General features: G+C 62.8%; 27 protein-coding genes and 4 pseudogenes. 14 read left to right on the plus strand and 17 right to left on the minus strand.

From position 1 onward, the window contains the following. Positions 1-285: 285 nt before the first annotated feature. The 7 genes and pseudogenes from JQ573_RS38560 to JQ573_RS38590 all read right to left on the minus strand — a co-directional run bounded on the left by JQ573_RS38560 (position 286) and on the right by JQ573_RS38590 (position 7,646). A pseudogene (locus tag JQ573_RS38560) lies at positions 286-1,037 on the minus strand (SDR family NAD(P)-dependent oxidoreductase). Further along, positions 1,034-1,902, minus strand: a pseudogene (locus JQ573_RS38565) (fumarylacetoacetate hydrolase family protein). Before JQ573_RS38565 ends, JQ573_RS38560 begins: the two co-directional pseudogenes overlap by 4 nt. Positions 1,903-1,923: 21 nt before the next feature. Continuing rightward, complete coding sequence (mhpD, locus tag JQ573_RS38570) at positions 1,924-2,706, minus strand: 2-keto-4-pentenoate hydratase (RefSeq protein WP_212320394.1); 783 nt, start codon at positions 2,704-2,706, stop codon at positions 1,924-1,926. Positions 2,707-2,717: 11 nt separating this feature from the next. After that, complete coding sequence (locus JQ573_RS38575) at positions 2,718-3,599, minus strand: alpha/beta fold hydrolase (RefSeq protein WP_212320392.1); 882 nt, start codon at positions 3,597-3,599, stop codon at positions 2,718-2,720. A gap of 24 nt (positions 3,600-3,623) precedes the next feature. After that, a complete protein-coding gene (locus JQ573_RS38580; RefSeq protein WP_249132750.1) occupies positions 3,624-5,534 on the minus strand; it encodes an FAD-dependent monooxygenase in 1,911 nt (636 codons plus the stop codon). After that, positions 5,480-6,430: a 3-carboxyethylcatechol 2,3-dioxygenase gene (locus JQ573_RS38585; protein WP_212320390.1), complete on the minus strand. Its 951-nt coding sequence runs from the start codon at positions 6,428-6,430 to the stop codon at positions 5,480-5,482. Before JQ573_RS38585 ends, JQ573_RS38580 begins: the two co-directional genes overlap by 55 nt. 49 nt (positions 6,431-6,479) lie before the next feature. Further along, the gene (locus tag JQ573_RS38590; RefSeq protein WP_212320388.1) at positions 6,480-7,646 is read right to left on the minus strand and encodes an ABC transporter substrate-binding protein; all 1,167 of its coding nucleotides are present in this window, start codon (positions 7,644-7,646) and stop codon (positions 6,480-6,482) included. A gap of 167 nt (positions 7,647-7,813) precedes the next feature. Here JQ573_RS38590 and JQ573_RS38595 point away from each other — a divergent pair, with 167 nt between their 5' ends. Both JQ573_RS38595 and JQ573_RS38600 read left to right on the plus strand, forming a co-directional pair. Continuing rightward, the gene (locus JQ573_RS38595) at positions 7,814-8,599 is read left to right on the plus strand and encodes an IclR family transcriptional regulator C-terminal domain-containing protein (RefSeq protein ID WP_212320386.1); all 786 of its coding nucleotides are present in this window, start codon (positions 7,814-7,816) and stop codon (positions 8,597-8,599) included. A 707-nt stretch (positions 8,600-9,306) separates the two neighbouring features. Beyond that, positions 9,307-10,307: pseudogene (locus JQ573_RS38600) on the plus strand (glutathione S-transferase family protein). Here the strand turns inward: JQ573_RS38600 and JQ573_RS38605 are convergent. Then, positions 10,210-10,530, minus strand: coding sequence for a glutathione S-transferase C-terminal domain-containing protein (locus tag JQ573_RS38605; RefSeq protein ID WP_312011752.1), 321 nt, complete (start codon positions 10,528-10,530; stop codon positions 10,210-10,212). The pseudogene JQ573_RS38600 and the gene JQ573_RS38605 sit on opposite strands and share 98 nt — an antisense overlap. A 64-nt stretch (positions 10,531-10,594) precedes the next feature. On the opposite strand from JQ573_RS38605, the pseudogene JQ573_RS38610 reads away from it, so the two are divergent. After that, positions 10,595-10,822, plus strand: a pseudogene (locus JQ573_RS38610) (c-type cytochrome); the annotation flags it as partial. Positions 10,823-10,920: 98 nt separating this feature from the next. Here the strand turns inward: JQ573_RS38610 and ligD are convergent. Further along, positions 10,921-11,841 carry a non-homologous end-joining DNA ligase gene (gene ligD, locus JQ573_RS38615; protein ID WP_212320382.1) on the minus strand — a complete coding sequence of 307 codons (921 nt, stop codon included), beginning with the start codon at positions 11,839-11,841 and terminating at the stop codon, positions 10,921-10,923. A gap of 110 nt (positions 11,842-11,951) precedes the next feature. Between ligD and JQ573_RS38620 the strand changes: the two genes are divergently transcribed. The 3 genes from JQ573_RS38620 to JQ573_RS38630 all read left to right on the plus strand — a co-directional run bounded on the left by JQ573_RS38620 (position 11,952) and on the right by JQ573_RS38630 (position 13,993). Continuing rightward, positions 11,952-12,137 carry a DUF3606 domain-containing protein gene (locus JQ573_RS38620; RefSeq protein WP_212320380.1) on the plus strand — a complete coding sequence of 62 codons (186 nt, stop codon included), beginning with the start codon at positions 11,952-11,954 and terminating at the stop codon, positions 12,135-12,137. A gap of 76 nt (positions 12,138-12,213) precedes the next feature. Next, a complete protein-coding gene (locus JQ573_RS38625; RefSeq protein WP_212320378.1) occupies positions 12,214-13,113 on the plus strand; it encodes a methyltransferase domain-containing protein in 900 nt (299 codons plus the stop codon). Positions 13,114-13,204: 91 nt separating this feature from the next. Next, the gene (locus tag JQ573_RS38630) at positions 13,205-13,993 is read left to right on the plus strand and encodes a hypothetical protein (RefSeq protein WP_212320376.1); all 789 of its coding nucleotides are present in this window, start codon (positions 13,205-13,207) and stop codon (positions 13,991-13,993) included. An 11-nt stretch (positions 13,994-14,004) separates the two neighbouring features. Here JQ573_RS38630 and JQ573_RS38635 read toward each other — a convergent pair whose 3' ends face one another. Continuing rightward, positions 14,005-14,901, minus strand: coding sequence for a 3'-5' exonuclease (locus JQ573_RS38635; RefSeq protein WP_212320374.1), 897 nt, complete (start codon positions 14,899-14,901; stop codon positions 14,005-14,007). Between the two features lie 243 nt (positions 14,902-15,144). On the opposite strand from JQ573_RS38635, the gene JQ573_RS38640 reads away from it, so the two are divergent. Continuing rightward, a complete protein-coding gene (locus tag JQ573_RS38640; RefSeq protein ID WP_212320372.1) occupies positions 15,145-15,753 on the plus strand; it encodes a cell envelope biogenesis protein TolA in 609 nt (202 codons plus the stop codon). Positions 15,754-15,772: 19 nt separating this feature from the next. Here the strand turns inward: JQ573_RS38640 and JQ573_RS38645 are convergent, their stop codons facing one another. Then, on the minus strand, positions 15,773-15,931 hold the full coding sequence (locus tag JQ573_RS38645) for a hypothetical protein (RefSeq protein ID WP_164935709.1): 159 nt from the start codon (positions 15,929-15,931) through the stop codon (positions 15,773-15,775). A 98-nt stretch (positions 15,932-16,029) separates the two neighbouring features. Here JQ573_RS38645 and JQ573_RS38650 point away from each other — a divergent pair, with 98 nt between their 5' ends. Then, the gene (locus JQ573_RS38650) at positions 16,030-16,242 is read left to right on the plus strand and encodes a hypothetical protein (protein ID WP_212320370.1); all 213 of its coding nucleotides are present in this window, start codon (positions 16,030-16,032) and stop codon (positions 16,240-16,242) included. A 15-nt stretch (positions 16,243-16,257) separates the two neighbouring features. Here JQ573_RS38650 and JQ573_RS40840 read toward each other — a convergent pair whose 3' ends face one another. Continuing rightward, positions 16,258-16,461 carry a hypothetical protein gene (locus JQ573_RS40840; RefSeq protein WP_212320368.1) on the minus strand — a complete coding sequence of 68 codons (204 nt, stop codon included), beginning with the start codon at positions 16,459-16,461 and terminating at the stop codon, positions 16,258-16,260. A 150-nt stretch (positions 16,462-16,611) separates the two neighbouring features. Between JQ573_RS40840 and JQ573_RS38655 the strand changes: the two genes are divergently transcribed. Further along, positions 16,612-16,794, plus strand: a complete 183-nt coding sequence (locus JQ573_RS38655; protein WP_028160437.1) for a hypothetical protein — start codon at positions 16,612-16,614, stop codon at positions 16,792-16,794. 501 nt (positions 16,795-17,295) lie between these two features. Here JQ573_RS38655 and JQ573_RS38660 read toward each other — a convergent pair. Both JQ573_RS38660 and JQ573_RS38665 read right to left on the minus strand, forming a co-directional pair. After that, a complete protein-coding gene (locus JQ573_RS38660; RefSeq protein WP_028160438.1) occupies positions 17,296-17,544 on the minus strand; it encodes a hypothetical protein in 249 nt (82 codons plus the stop codon). Further along, positions 17,537-17,767: a hypothetical protein gene (locus JQ573_RS38665; RefSeq protein ID WP_128962337.1), complete on the minus strand. Its 231-nt coding sequence runs from the start codon at positions 17,765-17,767 to the stop codon at positions 17,537-17,539. The genes JQ573_RS38660 and JQ573_RS38665 overlap by 8 nt, the downstream gene beginning before the upstream one ends. 144 nt (positions 17,768-17,911) lie before the next feature. Between JQ573_RS38665 and JQ573_RS38670 the strand changes: the two genes are divergently transcribed. The 4 genes from JQ573_RS38670 to JQ573_RS38685 all read left to right on the plus strand — a co-directional run bounded on the left by JQ573_RS38670 (position 17,912) and on the right by JQ573_RS38685 (position 21,282). Further along, the gene (locus JQ573_RS38670; RefSeq protein WP_212320366.1) at positions 17,912-18,838 is read left to right on the plus strand and encodes a Ku protein; all 927 of its coding nucleotides are present in this window, start codon (positions 17,912-17,914) and stop codon (positions 18,836-18,838) included. A 40-nt stretch (positions 18,839-18,878) separates the two neighbouring features. Further along, positions 18,879-19,535, plus strand: coding sequence for a phosphoribosylanthranilate isomerase (locus JQ573_RS38675; RefSeq protein ID WP_249132752.1), 657 nt, complete (start codon positions 18,879-18,881; stop codon positions 19,533-19,535). Positions 19,536-19,637: 102 nt separating this feature from the next. Continuing rightward, positions 19,638-19,844 carry a hypothetical protein gene (locus tag JQ573_RS38680; RefSeq protein ID WP_155258048.1) on the plus strand — a complete coding sequence of 69 codons (207 nt, stop codon included), beginning with the start codon at positions 19,638-19,640 and terminating at the stop codon, positions 19,842-19,844. 100 nt (positions 19,845-19,944) lie between these two features. Further along, positions 19,945-21,282, plus strand: coding sequence for an adenylate/guanylate cyclase domain-containing protein (locus JQ573_RS38685; RefSeq protein ID WP_212320362.1), 1,338 nt, complete (start codon positions 19,945-19,947; stop codon positions 21,280-21,282). A gap of 30 nt (positions 21,283-21,312) precedes the next feature. On the opposite strand, the gene JQ573_RS38690 is transcribed toward JQ573_RS38685, so the two are convergent. The 3 genes from JQ573_RS38690 to JQ573_RS40495 all read right to left on the minus strand — a co-directional run bounded on the left by JQ573_RS38690 (position 21,313) and on the right by JQ573_RS40495 (position 22,707). Beyond that, positions 21,313-21,600, minus strand: coding sequence for a DUF1330 domain-containing protein (locus JQ573_RS38690; protein WP_049831911.1), 288 nt, complete (start codon positions 21,598-21,600; stop codon positions 21,313-21,315). A 173-nt stretch (positions 21,601-21,773) separates the two neighbouring features. Further along, positions 21,774-22,040 (minus strand): hypothetical protein, encoded by a 267-nt coding sequence (locus tag JQ573_RS38695; protein WP_212320360.1) that lies wholly within the window; start codon positions 22,038-22,040, stop codon positions 21,774-21,776. A 313-nt stretch (positions 22,041-22,353) separates the two neighbouring features. Continuing rightward, positions 22,354-22,707: a lipocalin-like domain-containing protein gene (locus tag JQ573_RS40495; protein WP_212320358.1), complete on the minus strand. Its 354-nt coding sequence runs from the start codon at positions 22,705-22,707 to the stop codon at positions 22,354-22,356. A gap of 179 nt (positions 22,708-22,886) precedes the next feature. Between JQ573_RS40495 and JQ573_RS38705 the strand changes: the two genes are divergently transcribed. Continuing rightward, a complete protein-coding gene (locus tag JQ573_RS38705) occupies positions 22,887-23,858 on the plus strand; it encodes an MBL fold metallo-hydrolase (protein ID WP_212320355.1) in 972 nt (323 codons plus the stop codon). Positions 23,859-23,989: the final 131 nt, after the last annotated feature.

Below are 23,989 nucleotides of genomic sequence, written 5' to 3' on the forward strand. Positions count from 1 at the left end.
ATCCCGTGAAAGATACACTCTCGAAATCAACGGATTATTCTTTTCGGCGCAACCGCACATTTTCTCCTCACCGAGCCGTCGTCGGTTCGTTTTGCGAAGTTCGGGCGTGCTGTCGGCTGTGCCGATAGCGCGCTCGTCAACCTGTTTCAGTTCTACTGATGATCATCGTTTCCTCCATACGCGCTTTGGCGTCTTTTGTTGTTTCTGTGACTATCGAACCACGCGACCAAGGCCACAACGCATTCCCACAAACTGTTCGCACCGCGAACATGCCGAAGCCTCGCCTTAGTAGGTCGCCCGTCCACCCGAGAGGTCGAATATGGCCCGGTGCTGAACGAGCATTCCTCACTGGCGAGCCAGCAAACCAGCGAGGTCGCCTCTTCGATCGTGCCGAATCTTCCGAGCGGAATTTTCGAGAGCATGAAGTCGATGTGCCGTGCCGTCATTTGATCGAACAGGGGTGTCTTGATCGCCGCCGGCGTGATGCAATTGACACGAATGCCGGTCGTGGCCGTTTCCTTGCCTAGAGATTTGGTGAGCGCGATCACGGCCGCCTTGGACGCACTGTAGGCCGAAGCGTTCGGGTTGCCTTCCTTTCCCGCGACCGAGGCAACGTTGACGATGCGACCGTAGCCGCCCTTCTCCATCGCGCGGACTGCGGCGCGGTTACAGTAGAAGGCGCCGTTGACGTTGACGTCGAAGACCTTCCGCCAATCGTTGCCCGAATAATCCTTCACGGCTCCGTTCGGCCCCGTGATGCCGGCGCTTGCGACCAGAATGTCGAGCCGTCCGCCCAGCGCCTCGAGGCTCCGCCCCATGGCCGCATCGACGGCATCTTCTGCCGCGATGTCGACTGACTGCGTATTCGCGGCCCCGGCCTCACCCGCGGCGGTGGCGAGCGCGTAGGTGTTCAAGTCCCACATGGAGACGCGCGCGCCCTCGGCAGCCAGGCGACGGGCGACATCGCGGCCGATGCCGGAGGCTGCGCCGGTCACGACGGCCGTCCGTCCTTCGAACCTTCCGCTGTAGACGGTCATGTCCGCTGTCCCGCAGCAGGCGACCATTCGCGGGTTTGCTGCCGTTGCGTTCCGAGTCCCTCGATTCCGAGCGTCATGACGTCGCCCGGCTTCAGATAGATCGCAGCGGGCTTCTTGCCCATGCCCACGCCAGGCGGCGTGCCGGTCGCAATGTTATCGCCGGGCATCAGCGTCATAAAGCGGCTGACGTAGCTGACGATCTCGGCGCAGTCGAAGATCATGGTACGGGTGTTGCCCGCCTGCATGCGTTGTCCGTTGACGTCGAGCCAGACGTCGAGCGCTTGGGGGGCGGTGACCTCGTCCGTCGTCACCAGCCACGGGCCGACAGGTCCGAAGCTGTCGCAGCCCTTGCCCTTGTCCCACGTGCCGCCGCGTTCCATCTGGTACTCGCGCTCGCTCACGTCGTTCACGATGCAGTAGCCGGCGACGTGGGCGAGCGCGTCGGCGCGCTCGACGTAGGAAGCTTGCGTGCCGATCACGATTCCGAGCTCCACCTCCCAGTCGGACTTCTTCGAACCTTTCGGCAGAACGACATCATCGTTCGGTCCGCTGAGCGAGGTGATCGCCTTCTGAAAGACAATGGGCTCGGAGGGCAGCGGAAGGTTCGCCTCCGCCGCATGATCGGCATAGTTCAGACCTATCGCGATGAACTTTCCGACGCCGGCGATTGGCACGCCCAGGCGCGGCTCGCCGGCGACGAGCGGCAGCGTGGATGAGAGATCGCAGCGATCTTTTGGAGCGCTGAACGCGACAGGTTGGCGGGGATGAGGTCAGTGATGACATTCGACAGGTCGCGCAGTCGCCCCTGATCGTCAACGAGTCCCGGCTTTTCGGCGCCGGGATTGCCGAATCTGACGAGCTTCATTTGGTGTTCCTTCAGATGCGCTCAGGCGAACCGCGCCGAGACGGTGCCAAGACCCGCGATGTTAGCCTCGAACGCGTCGCCCGGGTTAACCGGCACCATCGGCCCCAGCGCTCCGGATAGAACGACATCGCCGGCGCGCAGCGGCCGCTTGCGGCGGGCGAGTTCGCCGGCGAGCCAGGCCATCGCGTTGAGCGGATTGCCGAGACAGGCCGCGCCGGTCCCCTTCGAGACGACTTCGTCCTTCCTCGTCATCTGCATCTGGAGGGCGCGGAGGTCCAAGCCATCCAGCCGTCGAACCGGCCCGCCCAGAACGAAGAGGCCAGACGAAGCGTTGTCGGCCACCGTATCGACGATACCGATGTCCCATTTGGTGATGCGGCTGCCGACGATCTCGAGCGCAGGCATCGCGTAGGCCACAGCCCGGAGCACGTCGGCCACGGTCGGCGTTTCGACCTCGACGTCGCGGTCGAGAAGGAAGGCTACTTCCGCCTCGATCTTCGGCTGCAAGACACGCTCCGCAGCGACAGGCTCGTCCTCGCCCACGATCATGTCGGCGAAAAGGACGCCGAAGTCCGGACGATCGACGCCGAGTTGCTTCTGGACCGCGCGCGAGGTCAGCCCGATCTTGCTTCCGACTACGCGCCGGCCTTCTTTCTCCCAGTGCGCGGTGTTCTCCTGCTGAATGGCGTAGGCCGCATCGACGTCGAGCTCAGCGAGTTGCGTCCGGATGGGCGCGATCGGGGTACCGGCGTAAGCTGCGCGGATCTGGGCGGCGAGCTCGCCGTGCTTGGTTTGCTGGTTCATCTGAACGATCCTTATTTGCCGGTCCGGAGGAATTCGATGTGGAGGCGGTTGAACTGCTCCGCGTCCTCGAACTGAGGCCAGTGGCCGCAGCGGTTCATGACGACGAACTTCGACCCCGGAATCATGTCCGCGATCTGCTTCCCTTCCTCGGGCGTGGCGGTCGGATCATGCGATGTCCACACGACCATGGTCGGCGCCTTGATCGACTGGTATTGGTCGGCGGTGATCATGTTGGGCCGACGGATCTCCATCTCCTGCAAGCACATGATCCGCTTCATCGTGTCGGCGAATCCCGGCTGCGCGTAGATCGCCCGGCGGGTCTCGATCAGGTCGTCGGAGACCATGCTCTTGTCGCACATCAGGAATTCGAGGCGCGTCTTGATCCGCTCCCATGAGGGATCGGAAGCGGCCTGGTTCGACAGCTTCTTCAGTCGTTCCATCACCTGTGGGTGCGCGGTCCAACCGCCGGCGGTATTGAGGACCAGTTTCTCCACGACGGCGGGACGATGTACGGCGAGATAGGTCGCGACCCAGCCGCCCAGCGATTCCCCGCTGATCATCGCCTTGTCTCTGCCGAGCGTCTTCAGGACGGCGAGGACATGGTTTGCGTAGTCCTTGACCTGGTAGTCGATGGCCGGCTTGTCGGTCCATCCGTGGCCCAGCATGTCGATGGCCACGAACCAGAATTGATCGGCGTGCGGACCGAAGTTTCTAGAGTAAGCCTCGGCATGGCCGCCGACGCCGTGCAGCGCCAAGACGAGCGGCTTGGACGGGTCGCCCGACTCGATGCAGCGGGTCCGGATTCCGCCGGCGTCGATGTAGTGCTGCTTGAAGGAAACGCCCCGCAGGTCGGCCCAGACGCTGGAAAAGTTCTCGGGTCTTATATCGCTCATGATTCGATCTCGTTGGCTTGAGTGTCAGGCGAAGAGCGGCGCGCCGCTCGGCTTCGACGGTTGCTGTGGCTTCACGCGCGGTATCGCCGAGAGGTCAGGGAGATCGAGAACCGCACGTAGGGCTGCGCTCAGCCGGTCGAAGGCCTTGCCCACGTCGGAGGTCCCCTCCATGTCGCGCCAGGCGACCACACCATCGGGACGGACGAGAAGAACGCCGGCTTCCTCGATTTCGCGAATGCGCTGCCACTCGCAATAGAGGTCCTGCGCTTCGGGAGAACCCGTCACGACGACCTGAAGAAACGGCAGGTCGAGGCGCAGCGCCGCCTCCTTCCACGCCGCGCCGGCGAGGCCCGTCACGACCGTGAAGAGGCCCTTGCCTGTCACGTCGAGCGTTGACACCCGCATGCCGTCGCGATCGACGAGCCACGCATGCGGAATCTTGGCACCCGGGCGCGACGTCGGCTGATTGTAGAGGCCGCGATCTCGCCGCCACTGCTCGGGCTCGCCACCGACGTCTGGAATCACGGCCGAGGATTCGTACCGCTGGTTCATCTCGGTACCCTGGGCATTGAATTCCGTCTGCTTGAGATCAAGCGCGGCCTGCGCCGCCTTCCGGGCCGCGACGCCATCCGGACCGGGATCGCGGAAACGTGCGATGCCGGCGGCGACCGGATTCTCGGCGCCCGGCACGCGGAAGCATGCGTTCAGCGGGGCATAGTCGAGCCGGGACTGGTTGGCGCGCAGCACGATCTGCTTTCCGACGGGCGCGCGCTCCTGCGAATAGCTTTCCAGAAGCTTCGGGCCGGCCCAACCCTTCACGGCGTAGGCGAGCTTCCAACCGAGATTATGGCCGTCCTGCACGCAGGTGTTGTTGCCAAGTCCGCTCGACGGTGGATGCCGGTGGACCGCATCGCCGCCGCAGAGCACCCGGCCCTTCGAATATTGGGTCACGTAGGCCTGGTTCACATACCAGATCGACGTTCTCAAGATGTCGATGTCGACCGAAGAATCGCCAATCAGCACCTTGATCTTCGGAATGATCGCCTCCGGCGACAGGTCCGGTTCACCCTTGCTGATGTCGAAGCCCCAGCCGGCGATCCATTGCGTCCACGGATGCACGGCCCGCAGCAGCCCCATGCCGATCTCCCCGAAGCTCGCGTCCGGCGTGACGATCCAGTTCAGAATGCTCGGCCGATGTTTGCTGTATCTGGTGAGATCTGCGTTGAAGACGGTGTAGACGGTGCCTGCGCGCGCCATCTGGCCTTCGATCGGCAGCCCGAGATGATCGACCACCATAGATCGGGCGCCGTCCGCGCCGACCATGTAGCGCGCGCGGACGGTGTATTCGCGCCCATCCAGGCGATCCCGCAGCGTCGCCGTCACGCCATCGGCATCCTGCTCGTGGCGGACATACTCGGTGTTGAACGCGAAGGTCGCGCCCTTCTCCGCAGCCTTCTGAAACAGGATGGGCTCGAGCAGCGGTTGGATGATATCGACCATTCCGCAAGGACTGGCACGCAGGTAATCGCCGCGGCGATCGTCGCCGGTTCCCCACGTCCGCATCCGGATCAACTCGGAGCCGGCCAGGCTGGTCGTGAAGGTCGTGTCGCCCATGAGCTCCCAAGGGCTTGCGTACCGAGCGACGTCGTCCGCGATCCCGAGATCGCGGAAGACCTCGTTGGCGCGCTGGTTCGTGATGTGGGCCCGCGGGCTGTCTGCCATCCAGTTGCCGCGCGACACGATGTGACTGCGAACGCCACAATTGGCGAGCGCCAGAGCGGTCGTCGAGCCCGTTGGCCCCGCGCCGATGATGAGCACGTCTGTTTCGTATGCCATTTGCCTGCTCCGCGATGCTTCCGCATTCGCGCGGGGTTTCGTGATCAGTGAGTGCCGTCGGCCTGTTTGGCCGCCATCATCGCCATGCCGGCGATCCATCCCGGAATGGCTTCGTAGAATTCCTGCTCCATCTTGAAGTGCCCGCCGGTCGAGAAGGCACCGAAGGCGGCGACCCATGCGAGAACTTCATTCGCGCCGCGCCCCGCAACTTCGCGGACCTTGCTGGTGTCGAGCGCGTCGGCACGCCAGATCTGACCGCTGCGCAGGAGCTCCATGAAGTCCTTGTCCCATTCCGGATTGAGCGGTTGACACGGTCCCTTGCCCGCCTCGGCGAGAACGCCCGCCTCGAGCACGCGCTTCTCGCGAGCTTCCTTGGCTTCCGCGCTCGGATTCCGCCCGTTGATCAGGCGCTCGCGAATCTCGGGCGACGCGTCCTTGATGGACGGCAGCGGCGGATCGTGCGAGAGGCCGCCCGACGCGGCAAACAGCACCCGCTTGCCGGAACGCGCCGCGAACCGGCCTACCGATTCACCGAGTTGCCGGGCTCGGCGGTAGGTCGGAACGGGCGGCGCAGCGGCGTTGACGAAGATCGGCAGGATCGGAATCGACTTGAAGTCCCCGAGCATTGCCTCCCACAACTGGACGAAGCCGTGATCGACCGGCATGCGATACGACACCGCCACGTCGAAGTCCTCGGCCCTCACGTGGTCGATGAGCTCGAGTGCCGTCTTTTCCGGAACATCCAGCGGCCCAGTCCCACCTCCCCAATCCCCTAAGGAGACGGCCCCCGCTCCGACGCAGAACGATGGCATCAAGTCGTAGAAGAAGCCGTTGAAATGATCGGGCGCGAACTGGATGATGTAGTCCGGCGCGAACTCTTTCACGAAGGTCCCGAGATGTCCGAACGCAGTTCGAACACGTTGCTCGGTCTCATTGCTGGCGGGCCCCTTGTACATCAAGGGAGTATGGGAAGCGCAGACGATGGCCACTGACATGATCGGATTCCTTCGAACGCCGAGTTGAGTTTCGATCGATTACCGCCGGTTACTTCTTGACTAGGGGACACGGGCTCTCCGAAAGAGGCCGGTTCAAGGACTCGCCGGGCAATGTCTGGATGACGTTGTAGAGATCCCAGGCACCCTTGTTCTCGCCGGGCTTCTTGACCTGGAGCAGGTACATGTCGTGGATCATCTTGCGATCGGCACGGATGTAGCCGTCAGCGGCGAAGAAGTCGTGCACCCGCTCCTTCTCCATTTGCTTCATCACGGTCGGAGCATCGTCGGTACCCGTCGCCTTCACCGCCTTCAGGTAGTGCGCGACCGAGGAGTAGACGCCCGCATGAAATCCGGTCGGCATGATCTTGGCCTTGGCGAAGAAGCGTTCGGCCCAAGCGCGCGTTTCGGGCGTCCGGTCCCAGTAGAACGGCGACACTTCGTAGGCGTCGTGCGCGATCTTTTGACCTACCGCGTAGACGTCCGTCAGCACGGACTGAAGCGGAACGATCTTGGCCGTTGAGCTCAGACCGAATTCGTCCGCCTGTTTCATCGCGGTGACCGTATCGCCGCTCGACGCCGCGATCGCGATCACGTTGGCGCCGGCATTGGACGCGGTGAGTAGGAACGACGCGAAGTCGGACGTGTTCGGCGGGAACACCGAGTTACCGACCACCTGGCCGCGGTTTAGCTTGACTTGCTCAGACGTATCGCGCGTCAAGGCGTTGCCGTACGCCTGATCCACCGTGAGGAAGTACCACTTCGTTCCGCCGGCCTCGACCACGGACTTGGCGGCGCCTTTCGCGAGATTGTAGGTGTCGACCGTCCACTGGACCGTGAGCGGCGAGCAGGCCTTGCCGTTGAAGTCCGAGGAGGTCGAACCGGACAACAGCATGATCTTGCTCTTCTGCGCCGCCATGTTCTGCACGGCGAAGCCGATCGGGGATCCCTGCATGTCGGCGATCGCGTCCACGCCTTCGACGTCGAACCAGCGTGCGGCGATCTGCGATCCGACGTCGGGCTTGCCCTGATGGTCGGCCGAGATCACCTCGACGATAAGTCCGGCGCCGAAGTCCTCGGCGGCCATTTCAGCGGCGATCACCGAGCCCTTGCCGTTCGCCATGGCCGTGGGGCCGGCGATGTCAGTCAGGACACCGACCTTGACCTTACCACCGCTCAGATTTGGGCTGCCGCCAGCGGTCTGCGCCGCAGCGGGCATTGCGAGGGCCAAACATACGGCCGCGGACAGATAAAACCTTGAATGAACCATCGTTTCCTCCCGCCACCGCCTGTCTCAGCGGGTTGGGCGATGGATTGCCGCCATTCGCACTATGATTCCATCAGACTCTGTGAAATGTTCGCACCGCGAACACGTCCGGAGGGACCATGCATCGCAACGTCAGGGCACTTTCGAGAGGTTTGGCTCTGATCAACGAGCTAAACGCAAGCGGGCCATCGAACGTCGTTCGGCTCGCGAAGAGGACCGGTCTCAACCGGACGACGTGCTATCGCCTGCTCGATACGCTGTGCGAAGACGGCTACGTGACCTTTGATGAAACGAACGCGTTGTTCGGCCTGACGCCCCAGGTGCGCACCTTGAGCGAGGGCGTGTCTTCTCGCGACTTGTCGAGCCAGGCGGCCCTGCCCGCGATGTTCGGCCTCCTGGATAACGTCTGCTGGCCCAGCGACTTCGGTGTCTTCGAGCTCGGCTCGGTGCTTATCCGCGAGAGCACACATCCCTTCAGTCCTTTCTCCGTTCATCGCTCCATGGTCGGACGAAGAAGATCCTTGGTGCGCAGCGCGCTCGGGAAAGCCATCCTAGCCGCCTCCGCGCCGGCGCTGAGGCGTGAAATGCTGGACCTCACCGCATCGCTGGTCGAGGAAGACGCGGCGTTGGCGAAGGACCGCCACTTCATCGAAGAAATTCTCTCTCAAACAAGGAAGGACGGCTACGCATCGTCCGTTGGTGGATCGGAGGCGGGCATTAGTGCAATCGCGCTGGCCATTCCGGGCGGGGGTCCCGTTCTCGGCAGTCTCAATCTGATCTTCTTCTCGTCCTCGATGACCCCAGAGGCGGCCGCCAAAAAGTATCTGCCCAGCATGCGGGCGGCGGTGAAGGAAATCGAGCGGCGGTGGTCCGCGGCAAACAAGGCGCGAGGAAAAGTTGCCTAACCGACGGTGGTCGGCGGATTAACGCGCGCAACCCGGGCTGGCGGCAGGTGTGCCACTCGGCAATACTAGGGCGGTGAAAGTCACAGTTTCAGAGCAAGCGAGAAGACGGTTACGCTTGCGACGCCGAGAAGCCAGAGTGTCGCGAACCACAACAGACGACGTGCAAGCGGATTTGGGTCTAGTAGCTTCAATGATATCAATGGTGGAAGAAGGAGCGTGTCGACCTGGCGCTTCTTCCGATAGCCGCCGCAGCGCCTCCATCCGGCCGCCCTTCCAGTTAGCTGTACGTTGATGGTCAATTTTGGAAACAATAAGTTTCATTTGTTTCAATTTCGGCATCCAGACGAACTCGCTATGTGTGAGCCCTGAGCTTCGGCGAAAGAAAATGCTCATGCGGGGCGACGAACGATGCTGATCGTTACAACTCTGCTCGTGCTCGCTTCAAGCGCCTTCGGGCACGAACCAAAGCAGCCCCTTGTCGAGAAGCCGCCCACCATCACGTCCGGCCGCCTTGCGCTGGTGAAGCGAATGAGGCCTATCCCGACGCGGAGGCACCCCTCGCCAACACCGGAAACGAGGTCGCGGCGGAAATTGCTTCCGATCGCGTATTCTCGTCGACGACAACCTCCCGACAAACGCCGAGCAACTCGGACAAGGATGCGTCGTCGTAAGCTCGGCTCGGCTCAAACGGCGGAAAGAGGATTCCGATGGGATTGCTTGTTGAAGGTGAATGGCGCGATGCCTGGTACGACACGAAGCCTACCGGTGGCCGCTTCGTGCGCAAGGACGCATCCTTTCGCAACTGGATCACGTCCGACGGCAGCCCAGGCTCGAGCGGCACCGGTGGATTCAAGGCTGAAACGGGACGCTACCACCTCTATGTGAGCCTCGCCTGCCCCTGGGCGCACCGGACCCTCATAATGCGCGCACTCAAGAGGCTTGAAGACAAGATATCAGTTTCTGTGGTGCATTGGCTGATGGCCGAGAATGGCTGGACATTCGCGAACGGTGCCGGCGTCGTTCCCGATGACGTAAACCACGCGAAATTCCTATACGAAATCTATGCCAAGGCCGATGGTCAGTACACCGGCCGGGCGACCGTTCCGGTTCTCTGGGACAAGCATCGGCAAACGATCGTAAGCAACGAATCGTCGGAAATCATCCGCATGCTGAACTCCGCTTTCGACGATATCGGCGCAGCACAAGGCGACTACTATCCCAAGAAGTTGCGCGAGGAGATCGATGGCGTGAACGCGCGCGTCTACGACACTCTGAACAACGGCGTCTACAAGGCCGGCTTCGCCACCAATCAGGAGGCCTACGAAGAGGCGGTCGCCCCCCTCTTTGACACGTTGGACTGGCTGGATCTGCGCCTATCGGATAGGCGCTTTCTCTTGGGCGGTAGCCTTACGGAGGCGGACATCCGGCTGTTCACGACGCTCATCCGATTCGACGCGGTCTATTACGGCCACTTCAAGTGCAACATCAGGCGGATAACGGATTACCCAAATCTGTCGTCCTACACGCGCGAATCTTCCAGACACCAGGCGTGTCGCAGACCGTTGATTTCGACCACATCAAACGGCACTACTACGCGAGCCACCGCTCGATCAATCCAACGGGCATCGTCCCGGTCGGACCGGCGCTCGACTTCGACGCCCCACACGACAGCCAACGGCTTTGCGGCGGCACCGATCAGACCGCGTAGCCCGGCACGTTTCCGGCAAGCCGCCGTGAAGTTCCAGCATTCGATGCCGCCAGCCAGCAATCGGATCGCCGTCCTCAAGCAGGCGAAATTTACTGATCGCCGTCGCCCACTGAAAGGCGCCGAACACGTAATAGTCCGCGTAGGTCGGGCTGTCTCCACCCAGATAAGGTTGTCCCGCGAGCGTAGCGCGCAACGGCCGCAGGTCGTTCTCCCGAAACTTCACGACTCTGCTCCACGGCGCCGGGAACGACGTAGCCGCGGCGGTAACGCGCAGCCGTCCCGCCGATCCCTATGCGACGACCCTGTTCGACTACATCCATCGGGCGATGCCTTACCCGACGCCGGGCTCGCTCAGCACCGACGAGACCTGCGCCGTCACCGCCTACATTCTGAGCCTGAACGGCATCGTTCCCGCGGACAGCAAGGTCGACAAGGACTCCTTGCCGAAAATCAGGATGCCTAATCGCGATGGTTTCATTCCGGAGCCAGAGTTCAGCTCGCCGAGAAACAGGTGAGCTAGACGTTGAAATCTGAGCACCACCCGCGCGTTCGCTCCGGCGGCTATTGTTCGGTTGCCGTCGTCCGCCTTGCGGGCGAGGCTCCACGCGGCGGCTCAAAGGTCCTCGCGCAGCCCCTTGAAGAACGGATGTCGCACCTTCCCCTCCGCCGACTTTGCCCGGTACTCGATCTCGGCGAGCAACTTGGGCTCAACCCAGACGCCCTTGTGGGCGATGCGCTTGGCGTAGGGTTGGGTTTTCCGGACGAGCGGCTCCAGTCGTCTCCGGAGCTCCGCCGTCGAGGTCTTGTCGAAGCCATGGTCGACCTTGCCGGCATAGACGAGATCTCCGCCCTTGCGTCGTCCGACGTAGAGCCCGTCCCACTTGGTGCCGTCGAGGGCGAAGCCCGCGATGGTCAGCGTCTCGCGCTGCGCGCAAGTCTTCTTCACCCAATTGTTGCCGCGGCCGCTCACATACGTGCCGTCGCGGACCTTGGAGACCACGCCTTCCAGCCCCAGTTTGCAGGCGTGCGCGAACATATCCGGACCTTCGATTTCGAAGCTTTCGCTGAACTGGACGTCGGTGCCCTCGACGATCTTCTTGAGCGCGGCCTTGCGCTGCCAGAGCGGCAGCTTCCTGAGGTCGCGGCCATCCAGGTAGAGCAGGTCGAAGGCGACCAGCACGATCTTGTTTGACGAACCCTTGAGCTCGTTCTGAAGGACCGAGAAGTCGGTGGTGCCGTCGGCTGCGGGTACGACGATCTCGCCATCGACGACCGCGGACTTGGCCTTGACGCGCCAGGCGTCGTGGGCGGCCTTCTTGAAACGGTGCGTCCAGTCGTGACCGCGGCGAGTGAAGATATTAACGGCATCGTTGTGGATGTGGGTCTGAACGCGGTAGCCGTCGAACTTGACTTCGTGAATCCATCGCTCTCCAGACGGCACCCTCTCGATCGGGGATGCCAGGGCCGGCTCGACGAAATCCGGAAACGGTGCCTTGACGCCGAGATCGGCAGGCTTCCTACGCGCAAACGCCACGAACTAACTCCACGCAACAAACGTGATTCAAGATGGCACACGTGGAATCGTTCCGGAACCAGTGAATCCTTGTGACGTTGCTTCGGCATCGTTCAACGAAGGAGCCGACCATGGCAAAGGCAGCGAAGAAGACCACGCGAGGACGCAATCAGGACCGGGCCCGCGTCGCCAAGGGACAGGACTACGAAGTCCGCTACGAAACGAAGAAGACCGGCCGCTCGGCATCGGCCGTGAAGAAGGCCGTCAAGAAGGTCGGCAATAGCCGCAAGCGGGTCGAGAAGCGCTTGGGACGCTGAACCAGCGGCCAGTCTTCGCCAGTTTCTGCCAAACGTCGACACTCCGCCGGAAGACGAGCATACTTTTAGAGACCTTGTGTTGGCCGTCCTTATCGGTCAGCATGGGGAATATTTGTTGATCTTCTCGGTTTCACCCGGCCAATTTCAAGAGGGTGTCATGACAGTTCACGATCATTGGCAGATGGATGCCAGCGCTCCCGAATTGTATGAGCGGTATCTCGTCCCCGCCATCACGTCGGTCTGGGCCGATGATCTACTCGATCGCATCGAGCCTGCGAAGGGCGAAAGCGTACTGGACGTGGCGTGCGGGACCGGTGTCGTGGCGCGACGGCTGGCCGAGCGCGGCCACGTCGGAAGGCTGGTCGGCATAGACCTCAACGGGGCCATGCTGGCCGTGGCCCGGGCGAAATCCAGCGACGTGGAGTGGACCGAGGGCAGCGCGCTGGATTTGCCCTTCGCAACGCGCAGCTTCGATGTCGTGCTCTGCCAACTCGGACTGCAATTCTTTCCTGACCGACCGCAGGCGCTCCGAGAGATGGCTCGCGTCCTCAGGCCGTCCGGACGCCTCGGGCTCAGCGTCTACAGCGCAATCGAGCACACTCCGGCGGCGAACGCTTTCGTTCAGGCGCTGGATGGGTTTCTCGGGCCAGAGTCCTCGCGGACCAAACGTGCCGAGCATCTTACGTGCAACGCCGACGAGGTGGGCAATTGGGTGCGCCAGGCGGGCTTCGACCGTGTGGGTGTCGAGACCGTGACCAAGGAGATCGGCTTTCCATCGGCACTCGACTACGTTCGCTTCCAGCTCACGGCGACCCCGATGGCCGCACTGTTGACGAGAGAGGACGACGCCGGACGTGAGCGCACGATCACGACTATCGCCGACGACGTGGCGGCCCGTCTGGATCCCTCGATGCTCGCGAACGGCAGGCTGACGTTTCCACAGGAGTCCTTCGTGGTTGTCGCATCGCTGCGCTGACCGTCCATTGCGTTCGTCCGGGTCTGCTCGTGGCAGCCGAGCCCTGACAGCGTGCTGAAATTGGAAACGTCGATCGCAGGAGCTTCCGTACATGAATGAGCGTTCGAAGGAATCCGAGACACCGCTTCATGACCGAGCGTTGCTGTTGCACGGCGCGAAGCGCAACCAGCTGCTGACCTTCGAAGAGGTCCGTCGATACGGTAGCGACAGCTTCTCCGATCCTGACTTCGTCCGGCTGTACGGCATGAAGCCGGCGGAGTGGTACGCGCGCGGGGTGCGTTTGCTCGGCCGGACCGCCGTCGAGTGCACCCGAGATGCCGTTGCCGACCGCATCGGGCAGGACGTCGCGGCCGTCGCGGCGTCGCTTCCGGCGCCAGGCCGGTGGGTCGTCGTCGATCCTTTCGCAGGCTCATGCAATACCTTGTACTGGATATTGCGGCACGTGCCGCGATCGCGCGGAATCGCCTTCGAGTTCGACCCTCAGGTCTTTCAGCTGACCAAGCAAAACCTCGCGGCCCTCGATCGGGCCATCGATCTGAAGTGCGGCGATTACGGCGTCATGCTCGGTCAACTCCATACCGCGCCCGATGAGGCCATGATCGTCTTCGTGGCGCCGCCTTGGGGCACTGCGCTGAATGAGATGGAAGGCCTCGATCTGCGCCGGACAGAACCTCCCATAACCAAGATCATCGCGGAGTTCGGCGACGCCTTTGCCGCTAGGCGGATCCTTTTCGCCGTTCAGGTGTACGAGAAGTTGGATAAGGAGTCTCTGGCCGAGGTTCACGGAAAGCTCGATTGGTCCGACCTGAAGATCTACGATTTCAATGCTGCCGGCAGAAATCACGGCGTTCTTATGGGCACGCGAGGATGGACGCCCTGAAGGATTTATCGCTATGCCCGGCAGGAAAACCGGGTGAATGCGGTCAGCCGCTGTACGCTTGGCTCGACCTCGCGCACGTAGATCTCGGCTCGCAGGAAGGCGATCTCGTCGTCCAGACCGCTCTCGTTGACATCTATGAACCAGGACTTGGGTCTGCCGTCGCTGCCGTCGTTCCAGCGATAGCCGCGCCGCTTCAGCGAGTCCTTGAGCTCGAACGCGGTCTGCTCCGCCCAGACCCGCAGCGTCGGCCTGCGGGCGGTCTCGAGCAGAAGCGCGAGCGCCGGCGCACCGGTCGTCGGCAGTACGAAGTCCAGGACCTCCAGCAGTGCGTGGCAGTCATCGACGGCGCGGTGCGCCTGGTGGAAGAAGCCGGTCCCGTTCAGCAGATAGCCGAGTTGCGCGCCTGCGAAGCCGTGCTCACGCCAGTCGATTTCGGTCGCGCTGCAGCCCCAGGCCTTGTGCTCGAAGACCGGCCAATAGCGCTCCGCGAACTTCCGGTCGAAACCACTGTTATGCGCGATCGTGATGACCGCGTCGTCGACGAACGCGGAGACGGCAGCATCGTCGATCCGCTGGCCGGCGACCATCTCGTCGGTGATGCCAGTAATCGCGGTTATCTCGGGCGGGATGGGGGCGGAAGGTTCGTTGAAGGCGGCGAACGTATCCCTGACGCCGACGATCCGACCGTCCGGCGTGTAGTCGAACTTGACCATCCCAAGCTCGATGATCTCGTCCTTACGATGATCGAGGCCGGTCGTCTCTGTGTCGAGCAGGATGCCGGTCCTGGTTTCCTGCCCCGCTGGCCGGGACAACGGTATGCGCGGGACCAGGCGGCGCAGCACCCGATAGTCCGACGATCGGCTGAGTGCCTCGGCCAAGGCCGCGAGATCGGTCGTGTGTTGAAGCATCGATTCTCGAGGGATAGCGCTGTTCGCTTACCGGTGTGGCACAATACGGGCCCGCGAGGTATCCGAGATTCAAGCGATTCACGGCGTTTTCAGGAGCGTAGATGTTGTTCGGCCGGATTGCGGGCGCAGCAGCATCGGCTGAGCGGCTCGGCGGCGGGGCGGAGTTCGGCTCCCAGGGTTGGGAACACGGGCCGGCCCTCCTGCGTAGCGTCGTTGTTCACGACAGGCTGAGCGAGCAGCTCGATGGCGAGAAAACTGAAAACCTACGTCACGTCGCTGGGCTTCTACGACCAGGCCGTCGCGGCGCCGTCGATGAAGGCGGCGCTGGAGGCCTGGGGCGCCAACAGCAACCTCTTCCATCAAGGCGCCGCGCGTGAAACGGACGACCCTGACATCGTCGCCGTCACGATGGCGAAGCCGGGCGTGGTGCTGCGGCGTCCGGTCGGCTCGACCGGCGGTTTCACCGAGCACGCCGAGCTGCCGACCGACCTGGCGGAAGAGGAAGGCGCCAAACGCCCCAAGCGGCGTCAGGCCAAGCCTGCGAAGCGCCCGGCCAAGATCGACGACAAGGCCGCGCGCAAAGCCGCGCAGGATTTCGAGAAGGAGCAGCGCCGACGGGACGCCGAGCGACGCAAGGAGGAAGCCGCTCGCGAGAGGGACCGCGCCCGCCGCGACAAGGCTGTCGCCCAGGCGCAAGCCGATCTCGAGAAGGCCAAGCGGGCGCACGACGCGAGAGTAGCTGATATCGAAGCCGAGCGGGCCAAGCTCGACGAGCGCGCTCAGGCCGAGGACACGCGCTGGGAGCGGGAGCGCGAGAAGCTGCAGGCGGCTCTCCGTCGGGCGCGAGACTAGGACGCGCTGGAGCCGGGGCTCAGAACGGCTCGGCTCCCAGGCTGAGGCCGAAGGCCATGGCCGCCAGCAATGACAGCAGCAGGCCGGCGCCGCAGAAGATCGCGACGATCTTCAGCTCCTCGGTGCCGACTTCCGCGCGGGTCGCTTGCGAGAGCGCTCTGGCCAAGGCGACAAACATCGGTCTTCTCCGAAGAACGGGAGAGGACACCGTAGCTGGCCGAGGCGCGGCGCCGTGTGAACTGGGTCTCACATGCTGCGCGATTTGAGGTCGCGGATTTGGCGCAGACGGCCAGCAACGCCAGTGAGCAGCGGTCGTTATCTTCCATGGAGAATGAAAGAGCCAAATTGCTGGCCCAGGCCGAACGGTGCCGGAGGCTTGTTGCCTCCATCACGGATCCGGACACGGTCGAGCGTCTCACCGGTCTTGCCGAGGAATGCGAGAGGCGCGCCGCCGAGATCACCTCCAAAGGCGAAGAGGGCGATCGGTGAGGTTCGCTCGAGGATCTATCTGGCTTCGCCAGAGCCGGAGAACAGCACCGTCGGAGGCGTCGCCCGCGGCGGCGGGATCGACCTTCCGCCCGGGCTTCCGGGCTTGCTCCTGAGATCGTATCGCTGAGCCAGGTCGAGCAGCCGTCGCCTGGTGAACGGATCCGCGTTCTCGGCCAGATCGCGCGCCCGCTGCGCGAAGCTCCTGTAGAACTCTTCCACGACGCCACCCCCGCAACATCACTGAAAGCCGAATTTCAACGCGCGCTTGCCGTCGCGTCAAGTGATCTGACGCAGTCGGATAGCTTCCTGCGATCTACTTGCGCTCTCCGCACGTCGGGAACTAAGCTGCCTGAGGCAGGGACAAATCCAATGGCGGTACTCTACCCGATCCGGAAGGCGTGTCCGACGTGCGGCAAGCCGATGACGGCCGTCCCCGAAGATGCCGCGCCCGCCCGGCCGCGCTATGTCTGCCTGTCTTGCGAGGACGATCCGTTGCGTAACCCCGCCGCGCGGCAATGGGCGGAAAGTCCGCTGCGGCCGCCGGCCAAGTAGCCAAACAGAGATCGGCCCCGGCAACCATATTGCTGCCGAGGCCGATCTTGCTCTCAAACTGTCCAAATGCTTTCGCGGTTCAACCCGCAGTCCCGAGCTTCGTTCCCTCGAACGTGCCCACGGGTCGCTCTCGGAGCCGACGCCGTAACTGCGGTCGCAAAGATAGAGCGGAGCCCGGAGTGCCTAGGAGTCCGGGTCTCCGCAACCGTAACAGCACCGGAGCGCGCTCTCATGCCGCTAGGTACGGAATCAACTCTACGCCGGTCGGCGCGGTTCGCTTTGAGCCAGCTCAACTTCGCGTGGCTGCAGCGGCCCCCTTCCTCAGGGCGTCCCGTTCGCGGCAGAGGTCGTCCACCTTCGCCCGCATCCGGGCCAGCAGGAGCTCGGCCGAGGCTGTCGCGACGCCGGCCCGCTGCAGCATCCTGATCTCCCGCTCCTGGGCGCGGAGTTGGGCACGCATGGGGGTGATCTCGCTGCGCAACCAGTCGAGCTTCTCGGGTCTCACAGCGCGCTCAGGTCCTCGGGCACCTCGCCGAACTTCCGGATCAGCTTTGCGTCGCTGAAGTCACCGCTCGAAGGGTCTCCTGTCCGCGAGAACGCGATGGCGCCGGCATGACCCGGCTTGCGGGAGAGGGCCTCGGCCCGCATGACGGCGGCGTTGGCGCTGAGACACTCGGCCGCCTCGCCGGCAGCCACGCCGTCGTCGGAGAAAACGAACGGTAGAGCGACGTAGTACGTCACGTCAGTCATCTGGATCACCCCTCTGTTCGCGCGTCCCTGGAAGCCGTCCCCGGGCGTAGCCCGTCGAGACCTGCTTCCGGAGCCCTTCGAGCTGGGTCTCGAGAAAGTCGTTGGCCACGATGAGCGCCTTCACCGCCTGCCGGGCATCGCCCCCGCAGGCTGAGATCGCCTGATCGGCGGCCGCGTCCAGGTCTTGGAGTGCGGGCTCGGTCTGGTGGGAAGCGGCTTTCACGTGATTATGTTCCTGTTCCGTTCCTAAAGAGTCAAGAGACTCAGCCGCGGAGGGATGAATCTCGTGGATGGCAGCCGGCGTGTCGGAACCGGCTTCGCCCGTTCGTCTTGAATCCAGGCCGCCTCGAACCGGAGTTCTGCGTACATGGCCCCCCGAGCCAATTGGAAAGGGTTTCTCCGTCTCTCGCTCGTCACCTGTCCCGTCGCGCTCTACCCGGCGACGTCGGAGAGCGAGAAGATCTCGTTCAACCAGCTCAACCGGCAGACCGGCCACCGCATCAAATACCTGAAGGTCGACGCCGACACCGGAGACGAGGTGCCGAACGAGGACATCGTCAAGGGTTACCAGCTCGAGAAGGACCAGTTCATCGAGGTTACCAAGGAGGAGCTCGAGGAGATCGCGCTGGAGTCGACCCGGACCATCGAGATCGACGAGTTCGTCGACAGGACCGACATCGATCCTCGGTACCTGATCCGCCCCTACTACATCCGCCCCGACGGCAAGGTCGGGCACGACGCCTTCGCCGTGATCCGCGAGACCATCCGCGAGATGGACAAGGTCGCGATCGGGCGGGTCGTGCTGACCAACCGCGAGCACATCATCGCGCTCGAGCCGATGGACAGGGGGCTCGTCGGGACGCTGCTGCGCTACCCTTACGAAGTGCGCTCCGAGCAGGAGTATTTCGACGAGATCCAGGACGTCAAAGTGACCAAGGACATGCTCGATCTCGCCAGGCACATCGTGAACCAGAAGGCCGGCCGGTTCGACCCCGAAAAATTCGAGGACCACTATGAGACCGCGCTGATCGAGCTCATCAATCAGAAGCGCGCCGGCAAGCCGATCACGCCGAAGGAAAAGCCTGCCGCGACCAACGTGGTCAACCTGATGGAGGCGCTGCGTCGGAGCGTTGGTCAGGAGGCCGCGCAGGCGAAGGCTGGGAAGCCCGCCAAGAAGCCGCGGAAGGCTGCTGCGGGCCAGAAGGAGATGCTGATGTCGATTGCCGGCAAGAAGCCGGCGAAGGATGCGGCGGCGAAAAAGCCGGCGGCTGGGGCGAGGCGCAAGTCGGCCTGATCTTCCATCTCATCTGCCTAATCAGAGTCGGTATCGAACAATGCTGACGCAGATCTACGAAGTTGCGACGCCCGCCGAAGCCGAAGCAATATCCGCAATCGGCGTCGATCATGTCGGCGTACTTGTCGGGGATGGCGCTTTCCCCCGGGAGCTTCCGGTTTCCGAAGCGGCCGCGGTTATGGAAGCTATCAGGGGGCCGTCCGTACTCTCGGCGCTGTTCCTCTCGCCGGATGTCGCGATGATCGAACGGATGGTCAGGGAGCTCCGCCCGCCTATCGTGCACCTCGGTGCTTCGAATGAGTTGCTTGCCCCCGACCATGTTTCGGCGCTCCGAAGGTCTTTGCCAGGTGTCAGGTTCATGCGTAGCGTACCTGTGACAGGACCCGAGGCGCTGCAGGTGGCGCGCGCCTACGATGGAATTGTCGAATGGATCCTGCTTGATAGTCATCGCGTTGGCGATCCTCAAATCGGTGCGCAGGGCGTCACGCATGATTGGAGCATCAGCCGAACGATCGTCGAGACCGTTCGGACTCCGGTAATACTCGCCGGCGGGCTAGGGCCGGACAATGTCAAAGAGGCTATCCGGTCGGTGCAACCTGTCGGCGTGGACTCAAAAACGAAGACCGACAGCGAGGGCACCCACTCGAAAGACCTGGTGAAGGTCCAAGCTTTCAATCGCGCCGCGAAGAACGGCTGATCGCTCTTATCCAAACTGGGCGAGCTGACGGGCGTAATACTTCCCGATGATCACGGCCCCGGTTTCTGCGGCCGCCCCGGATTCCTACGGTGCCATCGACGCGTGATCGTTTACGATCTGCGATTATATTTCCGCCCGATGGAGACCGAGTACGACCCCGAGCATGAGGCAGTTGCGGCGATGAAGCTCGCCGCTGAAGCCGATGGAGCCGAACGGCAGAGATGGATCAACGCTGCGCTGGCGTGGATTGAACTCACTCGCCTGCGGGTGTCCGGCCGCGAGCGCAGCGGGGCGGAAGAGACGGTCTAGTCACTTGCCAACGATCCCGCCTCGGATGCTCGCGCCCCAGTTGATCTCATCCACGATCTGACCAATACTCAGTCCCCGCAACGTCATAGCGGGGCTGGCCGTGGCTGAACTTGCATTGCCCGAGACGCAATATGCGCAGAGCGGCGATTTCAGCATCGCCTACCAGGTCATGGGCAGCGGCCCTGTCGACATCATCCTGGTCCCTGGCATCATCTCGCATATCGATTACCAGCATGAGCTGCCCGGCTACACGCAAATCCTCCGCCGGATGGCCAGGTTCTCGAGGGTCGTTACGTTCGACAAGAGAGGACAAGGCCTATCCGACAGGCTTGCCGATGTGCCTTCGCTCGAGGACCGCATCGACGACGTCCGGGCGGTGATGGACGCAATCGGATCGCGGCGGGCCGTGTTGGTCGGTTTCTCCGAGGGCGCTTCCATGAGCGTTCTGTTCGCGACGACCTATCCAGATCGCGTCTCCCACCTGGTTCTTTTCGGCGGCCTTGCCCGCATCGCCGACCTGTTTCCGCCGAGCTTTTCCCCTGCAGAGGCCGATGAAAGGCTGGCGAACCTCGTCAAGCGCTGGGGCAGCGGACGCTTTCTCGCGAACGTATTCGCGAGCGAGGCCTCCAATCCGGACGCGGCCGCGCGCATTGCGAAGTTCGAAAAGCTGGCGTGCAGTCCGGGCGCCATCAGGTCCTACATAATTTCCAACCGCCGGATAGACGTGAATGCCATCCTTCCGTGTGTCCGCGCCCCGACCTTGATTCTGCATCGGGCGACCGACGCCCAAGTGCCGGTAGCGCTGGGCCGTAAGATGGCGGCGCGAATACCCGGGGCGAAGTACATCGAGTATCCGTCCGGAGATCATGCATTCTGGACCGGGGACACCGAGACCCTGGTCGGCGACATCGAGGAATTCGTGACCGGCCATCGCCAGGCGGGCGACACCGATCTCGAGCGCATTCTCGCGACCGTCATGTTCACCGACATCGTCGACTCCACGCGGCAGGCGGCCGAAATAGGCGACCAGCGGTGGCGGGGCCGCCTCGACGAGCACGACGCGCTTGCGCGTCAGTTCATCGACCGGCATCGAGGCAATCTGGTGAAGACCACCGGGGACGGCGTGCTCGCCACCTTCGACGGGCCCGGTCGTGCGATCCGGTGTGCGCTGTCGTTCAGCAGTGCCGCCCGTCAGATCGGCTTGCCGGTACGCGCTGGTCTGCATACTGGCGAGATCGAGATGCGGGGCAGCGACATTGGGGGCATCGCCGTCCACGCGGCGGCCCGCGTCATGTCGCAATCCGCGCCAGACGAGGTGCTGGTTTCGCGAGTTGTGACCGATCTCGTCGCGGGCGCGGGACTGAGGTTCAGCGAGCGCGGTTCGTACGAATTGAAGGGGCTGCCGGGCAAATGGGATCTGTTCGCGGCCACCGGTTAGCCTCTGCGCCCGCCACCAGTTGTGCACCGATCAGGCGCCGGGAAAAGCCCAGATGTTCATGGTGGCTATACCCTCGCGCAGTTTCTTGATCGGAACGTAGTCCGGCGAGTTCCAGAATGCGTGGATCGCCTCCATGTCCGGAAACTCGAACATGACGACCGGGCGCTGATCGTGTTCGCCTTCCAGCACCTCCACCTTCGCTCGTCTGGCTACAAGCTTTCCACCAAAGCTGGCTATGAACGGCACGACGGCCTGCACGTATTTCTGGTACTGCGCTTCGTCCTTGATGGTGTTTTGGACAATAAAATAGGCGGGCATAATCAACCTCTCGCGGCAATGATGCTGGGAGCAGAAGACGTGCAGCCTAGCATGCTTCTTGGGGCTCGTCCCACTTGTAGTCCCTTGTCGCAGATAACTGGGAACTGCCAGCGGCGAACTCATCCTGGAAGCGCGTGACGGCTGAACCTCTGAAGGTGCAGCAGCGATCGTCGTCAATCGTCGGCAGCGCACTCGGGGCAAGTGTCCCCGATCGAGTCCAGCACGTCCCTGATCTCCGCGAGCGCCGCATCCGGAGAAATGCCGTCCGGTGGCTCCTGCCTTGCGATATCCAACGCGCGCTCCCGCGCATGCGGATCCGCGCGGTCCCGCGCCCAGCCATGCTCCTCGCATTCGTGGATGGCGCCTGCCTCCTGCAGCACGCCGATCGCCCACCCGCGAAGCGTCCGGATTGCCGGCCGTCTTTCCTTCGTCATCAGCATCGAGATCACTCCTGCCAAGACGAATCCTTCGGACCGCCGGCTCGTTCCTGGCGGTTAGCACGGGGCAGGGATTCGCGATCGGCAGGGCTCCGGCTTGTCCACCTGTTCCTGTAGGGGCAAAGCGGACTTACTTTTCGTTGAATCACGCTGCTAAGGGGTGCGCAACTTCGAGCTTGTCCGCCTTAGCGCTCGCGTTCCCATTCTAGTGTTCCCACGACTTTCTTGCCCGGATAGACGGCGCTGATTTGTTCGGCCGTTCTGAGGCTCAGCTTGTCCCCTTCGAGCTTGAAGAATCTGACTTGATCTTGACCCGTTAGAAGCTCGTTCCACGAAATGTGACCTTGGTCGTAAACCTGTCGCCCTCTATTGTGAACTTTCCGGTGTAGGCAAGAAGACTCTTGAGCAGGGCTGCCGACTCCGCATCGTTGGTCGCCGGCTTGCGATTTGCCGCGGTAATGATGAACGCGACGTGCCCGTCCGGCGTAAAAACTGCCCGCCCTTTCGGATCCTGGCCCATCGGTTCGGTGAGCTCGCCACCGATAATCTGAATGGTCCAGGCTGTGAGTTTCCAGCTACCTGCGAGTTGCCCTGCTGCATCGTCCGCGAGAAGCAACGCAGGCTGCAGATAGCAATAGGCGGCCAAGGCCACGGCAAGGAGACGCACCACGTTGTCCTCCTTAAAAGTAGATCGTGCTCAACTTTGGCAGATTAGCCGAAACCCACAAAACCCGCGATACCCTTCGGGCGAGTGTAGCCGCGGCACGCCTGATGTCTGATGCCCACAACCGCCTTGTGCAGCGCACGTTCTCGTTGATATGCTGATCATCCAACGAGGAGTAGCGAACGATGTTCGATATTTCGCGCCGCGACCTCACACTTGGCGCAGCAGGCGCTTGCGCCGCGTTTGGACTCGACAAGCCGATCACGTTTATCGACTCGGCTCACGCTCAACAGTCCGTCACTCAATCTTTCCGCAAATACAAGGTCGGCGACATTGAAATCTTCTCTCTGATTGATGGCCTGCGGGACGCGCCGCTGCGCGACGGTATGGTCAGGAATGTCAGCGCCGAACAGGTGAAGACCGTGTTGCGGCGTGCCGGTTTTCCAGAAAATCAGGCGCCCGTGCGGTTTATCGTCATGGCGCTCAAGCTGCGCGATCAAGTGGTCCTGATCGACTCGGGTACGGGCGGTCATCCGATTTATGGCGAGGGGAACGGCCGGTTATTCGAGAGCATGGCGGCGGCGGGCCTTGACCCAAAGGCCGTCAAGACGATCCTCATCTCCCATCTCCACGGCGACCACATTTATGGCCTCATGAACAATGAGAGCGATGCGCAGGTCTTCCCGGACGCCGACATCGTGGTGCCCGCCGCGGAACTGGAATGGTGGACGCGCCCGGGGGTCGAGTCGCTCGATCTTGGACCGACGCGCAAGGGCCTCGCGCAGCGCATTCAGTCTACTGTGGCGACTTGGAAAAACGTCAGGACCTTTGAGGGAGAACCTGAACTCCTGCCTGGCGTGCACGCAATCGAGGTGCCCGGCCATAGCCCGGGAATGGTCGCGCATCTGGTCGTTTCCGGCGGCGAGCAGTTCCTGATCAGCGCCGACGTGGTCAATCTTGCGCCCCACATTGCAACACATCCCGAGTGGCAGCTCTCAATCGATCAGGATCCACAAATGGCGGTGGAAACGCGAAGGAAGATCTTCGATCGCGCGGTCGCCGACAAGCTCACCATTTCTGGTACTCACTGGTTGATGCCGAACGTCGGCACGCTTGCCAAGGATGGCAACGGCTACGTATTCGCAGCCAAGGGGTGACATCCCGTGGCACTAAGTCATGGCTATGCGACGACGCCTGCAGCCGGTAGCGGGCGAACCCCTCGGCACGTCAGTCTGCCTCTGGCCGATTTTGTTGCAAAAGTCGGCTGTACCGACGGATGTCTTTCAGC

It is taken from the genome of Bradyrhizobium sp. AUGA SZCCT0105 (assembly GCF_018129565.1).
In the GTDB taxonomy this organism is placed as follows: Bacteria; Pseudomonadota; Alphaproteobacteria; order Rhizobiales; family Xanthobacteraceae; genus Bradyrhizobium.

Bases quoted from the DNA above. Each gene is read 5' to 3' on its own strand.
- JQ573_RS38635 (WP_212320374.1), bottom strand. From the start codon at position 14,901: ATGCTTCAACACACGACCGATCTCGCGGCCTTGGCCGAGGCACTCAGC.
- mhpD (WP_212320394.1), bottom strand. From the start codon at position 2,706: ATGAACCAGCAAACCAAGCACGGCGAGCTCGCCGCCCAGATCCGCGCA.
- JQ573_RS38590 (WP_212320388.1), bottom strand. From the start codon at position 7,646: ATGCCCGCTGCGGCGCAGACCGCTGGCGGCAGCCCAAATCTGAGCGGT.
- JQ573_RS38585 (WP_212320390.1), bottom strand. From the start codon at position 6,430: ATGTCAGTGGCCATCGTCTGCGCTTCCCATACTCCCTTGATGTACAAG.
- JQ573_RS38705 (WP_212320355.1), top strand. From the start codon at position 22,887: ATGTTCGATATTTCGCGCCGCGACCTCACACTTGGCGCAGCAGGCGCT.
- JQ573_RS38695 (WP_212320360.1), bottom strand. From the start codon at position 22,040: ATGCTGATGACGAAGGAAAGACGGCCGGCAATCCGGACGCTTCGCGGG.
- JQ573_RS38630 (WP_212320376.1), top strand. From the start codon at position 13,205: ATGAATGAGCGTTCGAAGGAATCCGAGACACCGCTTCATGACCGAGCG.
- JQ573_RS38655 (WP_028160437.1), top strand. From the start codon at position 16,612: ATGGCGGTACTCTACCCGATCCGGAAGGCGTGTCCGACGTGCGGCAAG.
- JQ573_RS38670 (WP_212320366.1), top strand. From the start codon at position 17,912: ATGGCCCCCCGAGCCAATTGGAAAGGGTTTCTCCGTCTCTCGCTCGTC.
- JQ573_RS38580 (WP_249132750.1), bottom strand. From the start codon at position 5,534: ATGGATCGCCGGCATGGCGATGATGGCGGCCAAACAGGCCGACGGCAC.
- JQ573_RS38690 (WP_049831911.1), bottom strand. From the start codon at position 21,600: ATGCCCGCCTATTTTATTGTCCAAAACACCATCAAGGACGAAGCGCAG.
- JQ573_RS38575 (WP_212320392.1), bottom strand. From the start codon at position 3,599: ATGAGCGATATAAGACCCGAGAACTTTTCCAGCGTCTGGGCCGACCTG.
- JQ573_RS38640 (WP_212320372.1), top strand. From the start codon at position 15,145: ATGGCGAGAAAACTGAAAACCTACGTCACGTCGCTGGGCTTCTACGAC.
- JQ573_RS38620 (WP_212320380.1), top strand. From the start codon at position 11,952: ATGGCAAAGGCAGCGAAGAAGACCACGCGAGGACGCAATCAGGACCGG.
- JQ573_RS38595 (WP_212320386.1), top strand. From the start codon at position 7,814: ATGCATCGCAACGTCAGGGCACTTTCGAGAGGTTTGGCTCTGATCAAC.
- JQ573_RS38645 (WP_164935709.1), bottom strand. From the start codon at position 15,931: ATGTTTGTCGCCTTGGCCAGAGCGCTCTCGCAAGCGACCCGCGCGGAA.
- JQ573_RS38675 (WP_249132752.1), top strand. From the start codon at position 18,879: ATGCTGACGCAGATCTACGAAGTTGCGACGCCCGCCGAAGCCGAAGCA.
- JQ573_RS38660 (WP_028160438.1), bottom strand. From the start codon at position 17,544: ATGACTGACGTGACGTACTACGTCGCTCTACCGTTCGTTTTCTCCGAC.